At 41.5% G+C, this 15,621-nt stretch carries 16 protein-coding genes; 4 read left to right on the forward strand and 12 right to left on the reverse strand.

All coding sequences use genetic code 11. The annotated features are described in order from the left end of the window. Positions 1-6 precede the first annotated feature (6 nt). Both PGX00_RS14125 and PGX00_RS14130 read right to left on the reverse strand, forming a co-directional pair. A complete protein-coding gene (locus PGX00_RS14125) occupies positions 7-921 on the reverse strand; it encodes a dienelactone hydrolase family protein (protein WP_272137512.1) in 915 nt (304 codons plus the stop codon). A gap of 115 nt (positions 922-1,036) precedes the next feature. Then, the gene (locus PGX00_RS14130) at positions 1,037-1,456 is read right to left on the reverse strand and encodes a PaaI family thioesterase (RefSeq protein WP_272137516.1); all 420 of its coding nucleotides are present in this window, start codon (positions 1,454-1,456) and stop codon (positions 1,037-1,039) included. Between the two features lie 129 nt (positions 1,457-1,585). Between PGX00_RS14130 and PGX00_RS14135 the strand changes: the two genes are divergently transcribed. From PGX00_RS14135 to nqrM, 3 genes are read left to right on the forward strand one after another with little or no spacing between them, the layout of a single operon-like run. Then, positions 1,586-1,876 (forward strand): DUF134 domain-containing protein, encoded by a 291-nt coding sequence (locus PGX00_RS14135; protein WP_272137518.1) that lies wholly within the window; start codon positions 1,586-1,588, stop codon positions 1,874-1,876. Continuing rightward, positions 1,873-2,370: a NifB/NifX family molybdenum-iron cluster-binding protein gene (locus tag PGX00_RS14140; protein WP_272137521.1), complete on the forward strand. Its 498-nt coding sequence runs from the start codon at positions 1,873-1,875 to the stop codon at positions 2,368-2,370. Before PGX00_RS14135 ends, PGX00_RS14140 begins: the two co-directional genes overlap by 4 nt. Before the next feature lie 8 nt (positions 2,371-2,378). Then, positions 2,379-2,582 (forward strand): (Na+)-NQR maturation NqrM, encoded by a 204-nt coding sequence (gene nqrM / locus PGX00_RS14145; protein ID WP_272137524.1) that lies wholly within the window; start codon positions 2,379-2,381, stop codon positions 2,580-2,582. Between the two features lie 87 nt (positions 2,583-2,669). Here the strand turns inward: nqrM and PGX00_RS14150 are convergent, their stop codons facing one another. The 3 genes from PGX00_RS14150 to guaB form a co-directional block, all read right to left on the reverse strand. Further along, entirely contained in the window at positions 2,670-3,278 is a 609-nt protein-coding gene (locus PGX00_RS14150; protein WP_272137526.1) for an acetate uptake transporter, read from the reverse strand. A gap of 195 nt (positions 3,279-3,473) precedes the next feature. Next, positions 3,474-5,051 carry a glutamine-hydrolyzing GMP synthase gene (guaA, locus tag PGX00_RS14155; RefSeq protein ID WP_272137528.1) on the reverse strand — a complete coding sequence of 526 codons (1,578 nt, stop codon included), beginning with the start codon at positions 5,049-5,051 and terminating at the stop codon, positions 3,474-3,476. A 107-nt stretch (positions 5,052-5,158) separates the two neighbouring features. Next, positions 5,159-6,622: an IMP dehydrogenase gene (guaB, locus tag PGX00_RS14160; protein WP_272137529.1), complete on the reverse strand. Its 1,464-nt coding sequence runs from the start codon at positions 6,620-6,622 to the stop codon at positions 5,159-5,161. Between the two features lie 233 nt (positions 6,623-6,855). Between guaB and xseA the strand changes: the two genes are divergently transcribed. Beyond that, positions 6,856-8,187 (forward strand): exodeoxyribonuclease VII large subunit, encoded by a 1,332-nt coding sequence (gene xseA, locus PGX00_RS14165; protein ID WP_272137530.1) that lies wholly within the window; start codon positions 6,856-6,858, stop codon positions 8,185-8,187. A 30-nt stretch (positions 8,188-8,217) separates the two neighbouring features. Here the strand turns inward: xseA and PGX00_RS14170 are convergent, their stop codons facing one another. From PGX00_RS14170 to rodZ, 7 genes are all read right to left on the reverse strand, one after another. Next, complete coding sequence (locus PGX00_RS14170) at positions 8,218-8,448, reverse strand: zinc ribbon domain-containing protein (RefSeq protein ID WP_272137531.1); 231 nt, start codon at positions 8,446-8,448, stop codon at positions 8,218-8,220. A 357-nt stretch (positions 8,449-8,805) separates the two neighbouring features. Then, on the reverse strand, positions 8,806-10,293 hold the full coding sequence (der, locus tag PGX00_RS14175; protein ID WP_272137532.1) for a ribosome biogenesis GTPase Der: 1,488 nt from the start codon (positions 10,291-10,293) through the stop codon (positions 8,806-8,808). 170 nt (positions 10,294-10,463) lie between these two features. Further along, on the reverse strand, positions 10,464-11,621 hold the full coding sequence (gene bamB / locus PGX00_RS14180; RefSeq protein ID WP_272137533.1) for an outer membrane protein assembly factor BamB: 1,158 nt from the start codon (positions 11,619-11,621) through the stop codon (positions 10,464-10,466). Positions 11,622-11,632: 11 nt separating this feature from the next. Beyond that, on the reverse strand, positions 11,633-12,247 hold the full coding sequence (locus tag PGX00_RS14185; RefSeq protein ID WP_272137534.1) for a YfgM family protein: 615 nt from the start codon (positions 12,245-12,247) through the stop codon (positions 11,633-11,635). 11 nt (positions 12,248-12,258) lie between these two features. After that, positions 12,259-13,527 (reverse strand): histidine--tRNA ligase, encoded by a 1,269-nt coding sequence (gene hisS, locus PGX00_RS14190; protein ID WP_272137535.1) that lies wholly within the window; start codon positions 13,525-13,527, stop codon positions 12,259-12,261. Positions 13,528-13,552: 25 nt separating this feature from the next. Further along, positions 13,553-14,677, reverse strand: coding sequence for a flavodoxin-dependent (E)-4-hydroxy-3-methylbut-2-enyl-diphosphate synthase (ispG, locus tag PGX00_RS14195; protein ID WP_272137536.1), 1,125 nt, complete (start codon positions 14,675-14,677; stop codon positions 13,553-13,555). Positions 14,678-14,685: 8 nt separating this feature from the next. Then, entirely contained in the window at positions 14,686-15,621 is a 936-nt protein-coding gene (rodZ, locus tag PGX00_RS14200) for a cytoskeleton protein RodZ (protein ID WP_272137537.1), read from the reverse strand.

Raw genomic sequence — 15,621 nt, forward strand, 5'->3', positions numbered from 1 at the left:
AAGATATCAAGATAGATTTTTATTAAAAAACTCAATTGTTCTAGTCCACGCTAGCTCTGCTTCTTCTGGTGCATAACGACCAGTCGAATCATTGTGAAAGCCATGGTTCACTCCCTTATAAATATGGGCAGTGTAATCTACTTTATTTGCCATCAATGATTTTTCATAATCTGGCCATGTACTATTTACTCGTTTATCTAGCTCACCAAATTGCAGCAAAAGTGGCCCTTTAACATTATCTCTAATCGATTCCGCAGCAGGAGTGCCATAAAACGGGACGCCAGCATCGAGCTTTTCAGGGATACTTGCCGCCAGCATATTGACAATGTAGCCTCCATAGCAAAAGCCAACTGCACCTAATTTGCCTGTACTCAGCTCATGAGTTTTCAAAAACTGCGCTGCGGCAATAAAGTCTTCTTCTAATTTTCCTTTGTCCATCTCTTTTTGCATGGCGCGCCCTTCATCATCATTACCCGGGTAGCCACCCAAAGGATATAGACCATCAGGAGCAAAGGCGATAAAGCCTTGAGAAGCTAGGCGTCTTGCGACATCTTTGATATATGGATTAAGACCTCTGTTTTCATGGATTACCAAAACAACCGGTGCTTTTCCTTCCAAATTTTTCGGAACAACTAAGTATCCTTCACACTCTCCATGCCCTTTAGGTGAAGAGTATTTAACGTAAGACGCTGTAATTGATGGGTCATTAAATGATATCTGCTCTGCGCTTGCATAATTAGGTAATAATGCACTGGTGAGCACTGTCATGGTAAAACCTAAAGCAACAAGCCCCCCGAGTCGCCCCATAAATTCACGTCGGTCGATCAAACCATGTGCATACTCATCATACCAATCGAACGCTTCTTGTGGGATTTGACGAGTAACCGTTCCTATTTCACTGTCCTTGTTCTGGTGCTCCATACTTTCTCCTTAAATTATGAATATTCATCTTTATTAATTAGCGATATGTTTCGTAGTTTAGTACGTAAAGATGTCAGAAAAAGTTTAGTTCAGAAAAAATGATATTGAGAATGATTTACATTAATTTACACTTGCCAATAAGGAATTTTGCTTTCCCTCGAGCAAGGATATCGCCACGTAACGAGATATAACTGGTTAATTGATATATCCCCCTTCGCTCACCAGACAACTGAGCACCTATTTCAAGCTCTTGATTTATAGGAACAGATTTAATAAAGCGCACATTCAACTCTGCAGTCATTGCTTCAATACTTTTAGAAAACAGACAATGGGTCATGGCTGCGTCTAATAAGGTACTAATTACACCACCATGTAATACCTGAGAGTAGCCTTGATAGCGCTCATCTAGTGTCACTTTCGCAATAACACTCGATTCTGAATCTGTTAAAAACTGCAATCCAAATGAATGAGAGCTTAGGTTAGATTCACCACAAGCAATACAACTACTATGGCTATTCGGCTTAACAACTTTCATTTTTTATCCTAGAGATAGGTGTTATTTTCGTGCATAATTTATAGCATATGCCACAAATTAATCCAACTAATTATTGGCATATGCTAAAAACTGACGTATAGTTTATTTGAAACTCTTTTAGGAGATATTATGGCCAGACCCAAGAAATGCCGCCGCATTTGTGGGCGACCTGCACACAGCTGCTTTAAACCAAATGGTATACCGCTAGGAAAACTAAAACAGGTAGAGATACTACCCGAAGAATTCGAAGCGTTACGACTCGCAGATTTTGAGAATATGAGTCAGCAGCAAGCAGCCGACCAAATGGGAGTTTCAAGGCAGACTTTTGGTAATATTATAAATCGCGCTCGATTTAAAGTTGCTTCAAGTTTGGTAGAAGGTAATGCACTTGTTCTAGATTATAAGGAGCCAGAACAATGATTTATGCAATCCCACATAGCCGAAATTGCGTCGCTAATCATTTCATGAAAGCAAAAAAATTCGCTTTCTTAAACGAAGATAATTTATTGATAGAAGATATCGTTAGCCCTAGCGCGGGTGGCGACTCATCTTGCAGTGATAAAAAAGAGACTATTACTCTCATTGAAAATATGAAGGCAGATGCCGTCATTGTACACAATATTGGCGAACGCGCTCTTGGTAAGCTACTTAAATCAGGTATTCGTGTTTTCAGAGTTAAACAACAAACTCAAGTAACGGCAGCAACTAGCAGTTCTATGACAGAACTAACTGAATCCTCCCAAGGACGTCCTTCGAATAACCACCTTAAAAAAGGAGGATGTTCTGGTCATTCAGGTTCTTGTTCAGGGCACTCTGGCGGTTGTGGCCACCACCTTGGCGAAACAACAAGAGGCCACAAAAAACATGGAAAAATGAACGCTATTTCCTCGCTTTCTCCACTACATAAAAAGTAGGCTTAAACATGATAATCATGCTCATAACCTTTGGTGCATTTCTAATTGTGATTCTGTTAATGGCCATTGGCGTTATTCTGAATAAGAGAACGATACAAGGTAGCTGTGGTGGCTTAAATACAGTGGGCGTTGACCGTGTTTGTAACTGTGAAGACGTTTGTGATGAGCATAAACTCTATCAGATATCAGAGCCTGAAGAGAATAATAAATAACTCGGTGCTGAATATAGAAAAAGGCTTTAGTTTTCACTAAAGCCTTTATGGAACATTTACGTTATTTAAGCTTACAATTTATTCCACTTATGCAACTGCTTGTGCGGTTGCTACTGTTTCTTCTTTAACGCGACCGATCACTGGTTTACCTACAGGTAATACTTCACGACCAAACTCGTTATTAAGGACTTGCGCCATAGCGAAATAAATAGCACTCGCACCAACAAAAATACCTTCAAAACCGGCAATAGTACCCACTAATTCGCTGCCAGTGAAATCACGAAGCGCTAACAGAGCAAACAGAATAGTTAGAGAACCAAATACCACTTGCTTCGCTGTTGGGTAACAAAGAGAGCCAATAAACATAAAACCAGTGAATACAGCCCAAAGAGCAAGATACCAACCCATAAACGATTCTGGGCTCGCAGCTAATCCCATCTCAGGCATAACAATCAAGCCAACTAGAGTTAACCAGAATAAACCATAAGAAGTAAACGCCGTAGTACCGAATGTATCACCACGCTTGAAGCACATGATACCAACAATAACTTGGCCAAGACCGCCGTAAAAGATACCCATTGCTAGGATCATAGAATCGATTGGGAAAAATCCTGCATTGTGGATATTCAAAAGAATAGTTGTCATCCCAAAGCCCATTAGACCTAATGGAGCTGGATTTGCTAGTTGTGTCGACATCTGGCCTTAACCTTATCAAAAATAGTTTAAAAAATACAAAAAAGTTGAATTCGGGGGCATACTAGATGAAAGTTTGCTCAGGTTCAACTGTTATTCAGTCCCAAAAACAAAAAAGAAATTTCATCAATTAAAATCAAAAAAACCAGCTCGAAAGCTGGTTTTAAAAAACTAATTAAGTGCTTTTTAAACAGCAACTTATTCCCATTCAATGGTCGCAGGTGGTTTACCAGAAATGTCATATACCACTCGGGATATACCATCTACTTCATTGATAATTCTGTTAGATACTTTACCTAAGAAATCATATGGTAAATGCGCCCAATGTGCCGTCATAAAGTCGATAGTTTCAACTGCTCTCAAAGAGACAACCCAATCATATTTACGGCCATCACCCATTACGCCAACAGAGCGGACAGGAAGGAATACCGTAAATGCTTGAGAAACCTTATTATAAAGGTCAGCATTGTGCAGCTCTTCGATAAAGATAGCGTCAGCACGACGAAGAAGATCGCAATACTCTTTCTTGATTTCACCAAGTACACGAACACCTAAACCAGGCCCTGGGAACGGGTGGCGATAAAGCATATTGTAAGGAAGGCCAAGCTCTAAGCCGATTTTACGCACTTCATCTTTAAACAGTTCACGCAGCGGTTCGACTAAACCCATTTCCATATCGTCTGGCAGGCCACCAACGTTATGGTGAGACTTTATGACATGTGCCTTACCAGTTTTTGATGCTGCAGATTCAATGACGTCCGGGTAAATAGTTCCTTGGGCAAGCCACTTAGCATTTTTAAGCTTCTGTGACTCCTGATCAAAGACATTAATAAACTGATGACCAATGATCTTACGTTTTTTCTCTGGGTCTACTTCACCAGCCAATGCATTTAGAAAGCGTTCTTCAGCTTCAACTTTGATGATGTTCAGACCAAAATGATCACCAAACATATCCATCACTTGTTGGCCTTCGTCTAAACGCAGTAAACCGTTATCTACAAATACGCAGGTCAGTTTATCGCCAACGGCTCGCTGAACAAGCATAGCAACAACAGAAGAATCCACTCCACCTGACAATGCTAGGATAATTTCGTCATCCCCTACTTGCTCTTTAATGTTAGCAACCGCATTTTCAATAATAGACTGAGAAGTCCAAAGTTTTTCACAGCCACAGATATTGAGAACAAAGTTCTCTAACATACGCAGCCCTTGACGAGTATGCGTTACCTCTGGGTGAAACTGCACACCATAAAACTTCTTCTCTTCATTCACCATTGCGGCAAATGGACACGTATCGGTTTCTGCAACCTTGGTAAAATTAGATGGTATTTCTACCACTTTGTCACCGTGACTCATCCAAACATCTAGGAGTGGTGCGCCATCTTCTGCAATAGCATCTTCAATGTTTTTAAACAGTTCACACTCAGCAATAACTTTAACTTGAGCATAACCAAACTCACGCTCGTCAGAGCCTGCTACTTTACCACCAAGCTGCTCAGACATAGTCTGCATTCCGTAACAGACACCAAATACAGGAACACCTGCTTCGAAAACATACTTAGGCGCACGCGGAGAGTTTGCTTCTGTAACGCTTTCAGGGCCGCCAGAAAGAATAATACCGTTAGGATTGAAATCACGAATATCCGCTTCATCCACATCCCAGCTCCACAATTCACAGTAAACGCCAATTTCACGAATACGACGAGCAATAAGCTGTGTGTATTGAGAGCCAAAATCTAAAATCAGAATTCGTTGATCATGGATGTCTTTTGTCATTTTCTCTTCTCAAAATAGGTTGATGAAATAACTCTATAACAAATCATTTCTCAATTAATGTGAATACCGCGATAGCTATATTCACATCAATAACTAGATTACAAAAATTAGCCTAAACGGTAGTTTGGCGCTTCTTTCGTTATCTGCACATCATGTACGTGGGATTCTTTCATTCCTGCGCCTGAAATACGAACGAACTCAGCTTTAGTTCGCATGTCTTCAATGGTTGCAGAACCCGTTAAGCCCATGCTTGAACGTAAGCCACCCATCTGCTGATGAACAATCTCTTTTAAACGACCTTTATAAGCAATTCGACCTTCAATACCTTCAGGTACAAGCTTGTCTGCTGCATTATCACTTTGGAAATAGCGATCTGAAGAACCTTGAGACATAGCCCCTAATGAGCCCATACCACGATAAGACTTATACGAACGACCTTGATAAAGGATGATTTCACCAGGCGCTTCTTCGGTACCTGCGAACATTGAACCAACCATTACACAAGATGCACCAGCAACAATCGCTTTACAGATATCGCCAGAGAAACGGATACCACCATCAGCAATAACTGGAACACCATATTGGTCTGCTACTTCTACTGCATCAGAGATCGCAGTAACTTGAGGAACACCAACACCAGTAACAATACGAGTAGTACAAATTGAACCTGGGCCAATACCTACTTTGACAGCACTAACACCGGCTTCGATAAGCGCTTTAGCACCTGCGCCAGTTGCCACGTTACCACCAATGATTTCTAAATTAGGGTGAGCAGCACGGGTTTCACGAATCCGAGTCAGCACGCCTTCTGAATGACCGTGAGAAGAATCGATAAGCAATACGTCTACACCAGCTTCTACAAGCGCAGCAACACGCTCTTCGTTACCCGCTCCAGCACCAACGGCAGCACCAACGCGAAGACGACCTTTATCATCTTTACACGCATTTGGTTTGCGCTCTGCTTTATGGAAATCCTTTGCCGTGATCATACCGGTAAGTTGGAATGCATCGTTTACAACCAATACTTTTTCAACACGCGCTTTATGCATCTCTTCTTGGACATCTTCTGGAGAAGCCCCTTCTTTTACCGTTGCTAGACGTGCTTTCGGTGTCATCACCTTATCAACGGTTTTTTCAAGATCCGTAACAAAACGAATATCACGACCGGTAATAATACCCACCAATTCATTATTATCAGCAACAACAGGATAGCCAGCAAAACCATTTTTTTCAGTTAGCGCTAATACATCTGCAATTGTGTTTGTTGGTTTAACGGTTACTGGATGTGATACTACACCAGCTTCAAAGATCTTCACTAAACGCACTTGTTCAGCTTGTTCTTCAATAGACATGTTTTTATGGATAAAACCGATACCGCCTTCTTGAGCCAAGGCGATTGCAAGGCGAGCTTCCGTAACTGTATCCATAGATGCAGATAACATAGGAATGTTCAGCGAAATATTTTTAGTTAACTTAGTGCGAAGGTCCGCTGTATTAGGAAGAACTGTCGAATGTGCAGGGACGAGTAATACGTCATCAAAGGTGAGTGCTTCTTTTGCTATTCGTAGCATTGCAATATCTCTCAACTATGGTTATTAAAAACCGAGGTTAAAACGAAAAATTCACCCTTATCGTTTCGCATAATAAGGATGAACCAAATTTGAATCTAAATTGATATTGCAGACGGATTATACGCACGACGCAATCGTTTAGCCACTCATTTTTTTACTTTTTATTTGCAATTCACCCCTTGCTATGTATTATATTGCCGCTAATTTCCATACTCACGTTCCGTGGTATTCCCTTGTCTTTGCAAACCAACCAAAACATATTCACCGTTTCCCGTCTTAATGCAGAAGTGCGTCTACTGCTAGAAAGCGAGATGGGCATAGTTTGGCTAGTAGGTGAAGTTTCGAATTTTTCTGCACCTGTTTCAGGCCACTGGTATCTGTCTTTAAAAGATTCTCGCGCGCAAGTTAAATGCGCGATGTTTCGTGGCAACAATCGTCGAGTTACATTCAAGCCTGAAAACGGTAATCAAGTATTGGTTAAAGCTCGCTTGTCGTTATATGAGCCACGTGGGGATTATCAACTTATTATTGAGAGTATGCAGCCAGAAGGTGATGGGAAGCTTCAGCAAGAATTTGACAAACTCAAAATGCAATTGGCAGCAGAAGGGCTTTTTGCTCAGTCTTTAAAAAAGACACTACCAGAGAACCCCAAATGCGTCGGTATCATTACCTCTAAAACAGGTGCAGCACTTTACGATATTTTAGATGTACTGAAACGTAGAGACCCTAACCTACCGGTCATTGTATACCCAACAACGGTTCAAGGAGACGCGGCAACGTTTGAAATTGCGCAAGCTATTGGAAGAGCAAACTCTCGCAATGAGTGTGATGTTTTAATCGTTGGTCGCGGTGGTGGCTCATTAGAAGATCTCTGGTGTTTTAATCACGAAGTGGTCGCCAGAACAATTGCTGCAAGCAATATCCCTATTATTAGCGCCGTAGGGCATGAAGTTGACGTAACTATCGCGGATTTTGTGGCTGACGTTCGAGCGCCTACCCCCTCAGCCGCTGCAGAGTTAGTCAGCCGAGATCAAAGCCATAAAGAACAAGCTCTATTATCTCGGGTTAATCGTTTACAAAGTGCCATTAAGGCCTCGCTATCTCAACAACTTTATCTATTGCAACAAACTAACCATAGATTAGAAAAACAGCATCCAAACTATCGTTTAGAACAGCAGAGCCAGAGATTAGATGACTTGGAATCTCGTTTGCTTCGAGCAATTGAGAAACAAACACGTTCAGGACAAAGTAAAATTCAGGGACTTAGCCATCAATTACATCTTAATTCACCAGATAGAAAACTTAATCAACAAAAGCATTCTTTAATTCAAGCTGAACAAAAACTAATAGACGCTATCAATAGAAATATGATGATATCCAAACATAACCTCGCCCTTCATGCCGAAAAACTAGATGCGGTTAGCCCATTGGCGACATTGAAACGTGGTTATTCCATCTCTAAAGATCAATCGGGAAAAGTAATCTCTCACGCTTCTAAATTGACAAAGGGTGATCAAATGATCACCCAATTCGTTGACGGTGAAATATCTTCCACCGTTAATTAGTCTAAGTCGTATCAAACTGAATCAGAATAGTTAACCTTTGATCTGAAATTCAACGCGAACAGCGGACTTAGATTTCATCTCGTTACAGCTATTGCAAAAATAGCTCACTGAACCACAAGCTTGTAATTTTTCTAATTCTGCATCGCACTTGGGACAAAATGCTACTTTGCTATAACTAGCATCGCAATCATCACAACGGTATGATCCTGCGTCCCACATCAATTCTTTATTGCATTTAGGGCATGTATTTTCTGCTGACATTGTCTCACCTCAAGAAATTAAAATATGTCTAAGTTACCGTAACAAAGCCGATAAGCAATAACTTATCGCGATCAAAGATCTTTACCAGATCGTCTGCTTTATCAATTTTGATCAGCGATCTACCCTATTAAGAACATAAATATACACACAACCCGAAAGCATAAGTTACATGTGCTGTTTTTGGATTCCATATAGATAATTATTCTTTAAAGGCTAGTGCCAAACCATAGATCGCAGAGTTTTTGAAAATTGATCGGAAAAACTTAAAATTCGAAATTCACTTCACAGTAACTTACCGTAAAACAGGAATATTTTCATGCTTCCATAAAAAAAGGCGCATTTAAAGCGCCTTTCTATTTATTTTCTTCTGTTTTTCATCATTCCCACTACGCGATTTCTTTTACGCTCTTGAGACAATGTCATCTTGTTACTCTTTCCTTCAAATGGGTTTTCGCTGTTTTGGAATTGGATGCGAATTGGTGTACCCATAATTTCTAGAGAACGACGATAGTAATTCATCAGATAACGCTTATAGGAGTCAGGTAGCTCCTTAACTTGGTTACCATGGATTACAACAATCGGAGGGTTATAACCACCAGCATGGGCGTACTTAAGCTTAACACGTCGTCCACGAACAAGTGGTGGTTGGTGATCATCTGTTGCCATCTTCATTACTCGGGTAAGAACCGAAGTACCAACACGAGTCGTTGCAGACTTATAAGCTTCTTGTACTGATTCAAACAGATGGCCTACGCCTGTACCATGTAATGCAGAAATAAAATGAATACGAGCAAAGTCGACAAAACCTAAACGGCGATCGAGCTCTTTTTTCACGTGCTCTTTAACATCGGTATCTAAACCGTCCCACTTATTAACGGCGATAACAATGGAACGACCTGCATTTAGCGCAAAACCAAGTAGGCTTAAATCTTGATCTGAAATGTTTTCACGGGCATCGATTATTAACAAAACAACGTTAGCATCTTCTACCGCTTTAAGCGTTTTCACCACAGAAAATTTTTCTACCGTTTCATTTATGCGCTTACGACGACGAACACCAGCGGTATCAATCAATACGTACTCGCGCTCATCACGCTGCATCGGGATGTAGATTGAGTCACGCGTAGTTCCGGGCATGTCATAGACAACAACACGCTCTTCTCCTAAAATGCGGTTTGTAAGAGTTGATTTACCCACATTTGGACGACCGATAATCGCCAATTTAATTGGTTGGTCTTGAAGACGCTTAAACTCAGCTTCTGCTTCTTCCTCTGTATACTCTAGCTTCTCTTCATCTCCATCAACAAGATCGGTCAAATCTTCGATTTCACCTTTTTCCTTCTCGATAAGAGCTTCTGCGAATGGATTCAAAGCACGATCAATCAGCCCTGTTACACCACGACCGTGAGAAGCCGCTATTTGGTACATATTTTCCATACCTAGTTGCCAGAACTCAGCACTCGCTGCATCTGCATCAACACCGTCTACTTTATTGACTACAAGCATGGCAGGCTTTTCTATCTTACGTAAATGTTGTGCTATCGCTTCATCTGATACGGTTAAACCTGCACGACCATCTACCATGAACAACACAACATCCGCTTCATCGATAGCGGCAAGTGATTGCTCAGCCATTTTGGTTTCGACGCCTTCTTCGGTGCCGTCAATACCGCCGGTATCGATAACAATAAATTCGTGTTCTCCAAGTTTTGCCTGACCGTATTTTCGGTCACGAGTCAGTCCAGGGAAGTCTGCAACAAGTGCATCACGCGTACGTGTTAATCGATTAAATAGCGTAGACTTACCTACGTTTGGACGCCCAACTAGAGCAACAACAGGAATCATAACAACCTCTACAAAAAACATTTTATTATGTAGTTATAGGTAAGTTTTTGAAGACTTACCTATAACTACTCAATTCAACAAGAATTATTTACTGCAACAAAACGGCTCCTGACCGCAAAGTCAGGAGCCGAACGTGAATTCTATCACACTTTCATTATTTGAGTTAAGATCTAGTCGACCTTTAACTTACGGATACTACCGTCACGTGTCGTGATTAAATATTCATCATTGACCTCTATTGGACCAACGGCAAAACCACTGCTATCAACCAACTGCTGAGCCACAAATTCTCCTGTGTCTTTATCCAACCAGTGGAGATAACCTTCTGCATCACCCAATACTAAGTAACCATTTATTAATACAGGTGCAGTAAGTAATCGGTTTTCTAACAACTTATTCGTCCATATCTCAGTCCCGCTCCGCACATCTACTGCCGCAATATGATCATTGTCGGTCACTAAGAATAGGTCAGAACCATCAGTTGCCATATCCAAAGAGGAAGAGTAATTGCGCTTCCATGCAGGTGCACCTGAACGCAAATCAATCGCGACGAGTTGGCCGTTATAACCAACGGTATAAAGCATCCCACCCAAAATAACGGGAGAAGAATCGACGTCAACCAATCTATCTATTTCTGTCGCTCCTTTTGGTATACCAATAGGTTGCTGCCAAATAAGTTGACCACGGGCAACAATTGCTGCGGCTAATCGACCATTTGCCGTGCCCCAAAAAACGCCACCCGAAACAGTCGATGGAGAGCTATCCCCTCTTAATGTTAGGTTTGGTACCTCTGTACTTATCGTCCACTCTTGCGTACCCGTTTCGGAATCAAGAGCTTCTAAAATACCGCGACTAGTATGAACAATAACAAGGTTATTTTCAGTCGCTGGCTTAGACAATACTTCACCAATGACTTGTTGACGCCACAGTTCTTCACCTGTTTCACTATCAAGCGCGATAACTTCGCCATTTTCCGAACCAATAAACAACTTTCCGTAAGACGCGGTTATACCACCAGACAAACGAGCAAGAGTGTCTTTCTCTAGATCATTTTTCCAAATAGTCTTACCGTTTTCAGGATCCAGCGCCTTAACTTCGCCATCACGACCTGCTACAAAAATTTTATCGTAAGCAAAAACAGGTTGTAATTTTGAAAAATACTGACCAACGCCATCACCTATATTTGCAGACCAGCTGCTGTTCGGCGTGAACTGGCTAGCAACTTGAGGAACCGGTGCCATTACAACGGTATCTTCTTCACTAGAACATGCTGTTAGTCCAACAACAATAGCGGTACCTAATAAGATTCGACTGAGTGTTTTCTTCATTGCTTCAGCCCTTACTTGGCAAGGTCATCCAACTTAAATTGAATATCTTGGCTAGCATCATCCGCTTGTTGAGCTTCAGTATATGCGCTATATGCTGCATCTTTATCGCCTTTGCGAAGTAAGATATCACCTTTTAGTTCAGCTACTCTGCCTGTCCAAGCTTTAGAATCCAATGCGTTAAGTGTAGATAGAGCTTCATCAAATTGTTCATTCTGTGCTTGAATTCGAGCAATACGGAAACTAGCAATTGGTCCTATAGCAGTATCTTGCGTGTTTGCTTTCGCCCACTCTAATTGTGCTAAAGCCTCATCTAGCTCACCAGCATCAACCTGAGATTTAGCAAGCTGAAGTGCTGCTAATACAGAGTATTCCGTGCCTTTATTCGACTCTATAAAACTTTCGACCTGAGAAGAAGCAGCAACACCTTGAGTAGCAAGTTTCTCAATAACTTGAGAATAGCCATCAGATGCAGCTTCTTTTGCTTCGATCACTGAGTCTTGGTAAAAGCGCCAACCAAATAAGCCACCTAAACCGATAACTCCACCCAAAATAACCGCTTTACCGTTCTCTCTCCACCAATCTTTTATGGCCAGAACTTGATCTTCTTCGCTATCGTACAATTCCACTTTAAATCCTCTTAAACCAATTCTATTAGTTGAGCTACGATGTCTGTTTGAGCAACCGTTTTTTGTTCGCCACCTTTGAGGTCTTTTACCACAACGGTATTTTCAGCGACTTCATTTTCACCTAGCACAAGAGCTACAGCTGCACCGACTTTGTCTGCGCGCTTAAACTGCTTCTTAAAATTACCACCACCAAAATGGGTCATAATTCGTAAACTCGGAGAGGTTTCACGTAGATGCTCGGCTAATTTCATACCAGCCATCATAGTGCCTTCACCAGCGGTCACTAAGTAGACATCAACATTACGGCGTACATCAGTTAAACCCAGAGTATCAAGTAATAAGACTAAACGCTCTAAGCCCATGGCAAAACCAACTGCTGGGGTTGCTTTTCCGCCTAATTGCTCAACCAGTCCATCGTAACGACCACCGCCACAAACAGTACCTTGAGCCCCTAGGCTTTCTGTAATCCATTCAAATACAGTCCGATTGTAATAATCTAAACCACGTACTAAACGTTCATTAACTTGATATTCGATTCCAGCGGAATCGAGAAGTTCACATAAGCCCGAGAAATGTTGTACTGACTCTTCATCTAAAAATGAAGAAAGCTTTGGCGCATCACCTAGAATAGCTTGCACATCCGGATTTTTGCTGTCCAATACACGTAAAGGGTTGGTATACATTCGACGTTTACAATCATCATCTAGAACATCTTCATATTGCTCTAAATAGGTAACCAAGGCATCTCGGTAATTAGCTCGCGCTTCTAAAGAACCAATTGAATTAAGCTCTAGACGCACATGTTCCGCGATACCTAGTTCACGCCATAAACGTGCCGTCATCATAATCAACTCGGCATCAACATCTGGGCCGTTTAAACCAAATACTTCAACACCAACCTGATGAAACTGACGATAGCGCCCTTTTTGTGGTCGCTCATGCCTAAACATTGGTCCCATATACCAAAGACGTTGTTCTTGATTATATAGAAGACCGTTTTCTATCCCTGCACGAACACAGCCAGCCGTGCCTTCAGGACGAAGAGTTAAACTATCTCCGTTACGGTCTTCAAAGGTATACATTTCCTTTTCAACCACATCGGTTACTTCACCAATTGCACGGCTGAATAAGTGCGTTTGTTCAACGATAGGCATGCGTACTTCGCTATACCCATAAGCACCAATCACTTGTTTTACTGTCCCTTCCACTTTTTGCCAAAGTGGTGAGTCAGTTGGAAGGCAGTCGTTCATGCCTCGAATTGCTTGAATTGTTTTTGCCACTGTCTTTTACCGTAATTCGTTGAGATTAATTACTTTCAATTTGGTTTACTTCAATTCGTTGTTTAGCGTCTAAAACCGATGCTTTAGCACGAATTTTTGCTTCTAAATTGTCGAGAAGATCATTGTTATCAAGGCGCTCTTTGGTACGTTTGCCATCTTCGTAAAAAGCACTCTTTCTTGCACCACCAGCGAGCCCTAAATGGGATACTTCGGCCTCTCCTGGTCCGTTAACCACACAACCGATAAGAGACACATCCATTGGTGTGATGATATCTTCTAATCTCTGTTCTAATGCATTAACTGTCGCTATAACATCAAACTCTTGACGAGAACATGTCGGGCATGCAATAAAATTAATACCTCTTGAGCGAATGCGTAGTGATTTAAGAATATCAAAACCGACTTTAATCTCTTCTATAGGATCCGCTGCTAGAGAAATCCTTAGAGTATCTCCAATACCTTCTGATAAAAGTAATCCAAGTCCTACTGCTGACTTAACAGAACCAGCCCTAGCGCCACCGGCTTCAGTAATACCTAAATGTAGAGGCTGATCTATTTTTTTTGCTAGTAGACGATAAGAGTCTACCGCTAAAAAAACGTCAGAAGCTTTTACACTTACTTTGAATTGGTCGAAATTGAGTCTATCGAGTATATCAACATGACGCATGGCGGATTCAACGAGCGCAGCGGGTGTTGGTTCACCATACTTCTCTTGAATATCCCTTTCTAAAGAGCCACCATTAACACCAATTCGAATTGGTATGTTCTTGTCTCGAGCACAATCAACTACAGAACGAATACGGTCTTCTTTACCGATATTTCCTGGATTAATACGCAGACAATCAACGCCATATTCCGCCACTTTTAGCGCAATACGGTAGTCAAAATGGATATCAGCAATCAGAGGCACTCTCACTTGCTGTTTAATGAGTTTAAACGCTTCTGCCGAATCCATCGTAGGAACAGAAACTCTAACGATGTCTGCACCAACTTTTTCTAAAGCTCGGATTTGGGCAACGGTTGCGTCTACATCGGTAGTACGTGTATTTGTCATTGATTGCACGGCAATAGGTGCACCGTCACCAATAGGTACATCACCCACGTATATTCTTGTCGATGGGCGACGTTTAATAGGGGATTTGTGTTGCATATTAACTTCTAAGGTAAGGTGAATCTTGCTACTTTGCCGGTATTATACCCAGAAAGGTCGACCGGTTCATTCGCAAATGTCATCGATACGCCTTCAGGCGCACCTAAAATAATTTTGTAGGGCGCTTTTCCATTAAACTTAAGCGAACTACCTGCTTTTTTAACACCAGTAGCAAATGTTTTGCCTGTGTCATCTTTCACTTGTACCCAACAGTCAGCCGAGAACGACATGGTTAACTCGTGGCTGTTTTGTTCAAGTGGCTCTGATGTGTCTTCCGTAATAACAATTTCTGTTTCTACTTCAGGGATAGCTTGTTGAGGTTCACTATTTGACGTTACTTCTGGTGTCGGTTCTACAAGCTCTGACTGGTTTTCTTCTATCATCTCAGGAATGACTTCAACTGCTGGTTGCTCAAATTGAGAGCGGTCAGGAGAAGCGGGTTCATTTGATTGAACTGGCTCAACTTCGATAACGGGTGAAGCCATCTCAACATCGCTCACTTGCGTTAATGTATCTTGCTGGTTTTGATACCACCAAACAGAAGATATCCCAACAATGACAAGACCAATTACCCAGGTTAACTTCATGATACGGCGATCATGCTTTTCTCTTTTCGTTTTACGAGAAAAACTCTGCATTTTCTGTTCAGAGTGTTGCGCTTCTTTAAAGCCATCTAAAGAGGCAAGCACCATTTTTTCATCCAGAGATACAGCTTTAGCATAAGAACGCAAATAGCCACGTGTAAACGTAGCTACTTGATCAAAGTCGTAATTATTTTCATCAATACTTTGGATGATAGAAAGTCTCAATCTTAAACGGTCAGCTATCTCTTCTTGAGAAATCCCTAGCTCTTCACGTTTAGCACGGAGCATGTCGCCAGCTTGCACTGCTGCCGTCGTCTCTACCACTTCTTCTGTAACAATTGTTTCTATTTCAGTAGTCAT

Origin of the sequence: Vibrio algarum (genome assembly GCF_028204155.1) — a bacterium.
GTDB classification, from domain to species: Bacteria; Pseudomonadota; Gammaproteobacteria; order Enterobacterales; family Vibrionaceae; genus Vibrio; species Vibrio algarum.

What these genes read in the sequence shown, in the direction of transcription:
- der (WP_272137532.1), bottom strand. Translation starts at nt 10,293, where the DNA reads ATGATTCCTGTTGTTGCTCTAGTTGGGCGTCCAAACGTAGGTAAGTCT.
- PGX00_RS14150 (WP_272137526.1), bottom strand. Translation starts at nt 3,278, where the DNA reads ATGTCGACACAACTAGCAAATCCAGCTCCATTAGGTCTAATGGGCTTT.
- PGX00_RS14125 (WP_272137512.1), bottom strand. Translation starts at nt 921, where the DNA reads ATGGAGCACCAGAACAAGGACAGTGAAATAGGAACGGTTACTCGTCAA.
- PGX00_RS14140 (WP_272137521.1), top strand. Translation starts at nt 1,873, where the DNA reads ATGATTTATGCAATCCCACATAGCCGAAATTGCGTCGCTAATCATTTC.
- PGX00_RS14170 (WP_272137531.1), bottom strand. Translation starts at nt 8,448, where the DNA reads ATGTCAGCAGAAAATACATGCCCTAAATGCAATAAAGAATTGATGTGG.
- guaB (WP_272137529.1), bottom strand. Translation starts at nt 6,622, where the DNA reads ATGCTACGAATAGCAAAAGAAGCACTCACCTTTGATGACGTATTACTC.
- PGX00_RS14135 (WP_272137518.1), top strand. Translation starts at nt 1,586, where the DNA reads ATGGCCAGACCCAAGAAATGCCGCCGCATTTGTGGGCGACCTGCACAC.
- PGX00_RS14130 (WP_272137516.1), bottom strand. Translation starts at nt 1,456, where the DNA reads ATGAAAGTTGTTAAGCCGAATAGCCATAGTAGTTGTATTGCTTGTGGT.
- ispG (WP_272137536.1), bottom strand. Translation starts at nt 14,677, where the DNA reads ATGCAACACAAATCCCCTATTAAACGTCGCCCATCGACAAGAATATAC.
- guaA (WP_272137528.1), bottom strand. Translation starts at nt 5,051, where the DNA reads ATGACAAAAGACATCCATGATCAACGAATTCTGATTTTAGATTTTGGC.
- nqrM (WP_272137524.1), top strand. Translation starts at nt 2,379, where the DNA reads ATGATAATCATGCTCATAACCTTTGGTGCATTTCTAATTGTGATTCTG.
- bamB (WP_272137533.1), bottom strand. Translation starts at nt 11,621, where the DNA reads ATGAAGAAAACACTCAGTCGAATCTTATTAGGTACCGCTATTGTTGTT.
- rodZ (WP_272137537.1), bottom strand. Translation starts at nt 15,621, where the DNA reads ATGACTACTGAAATAGAAACAATTGTTACAGAAGAAGTGGTAGAGACG.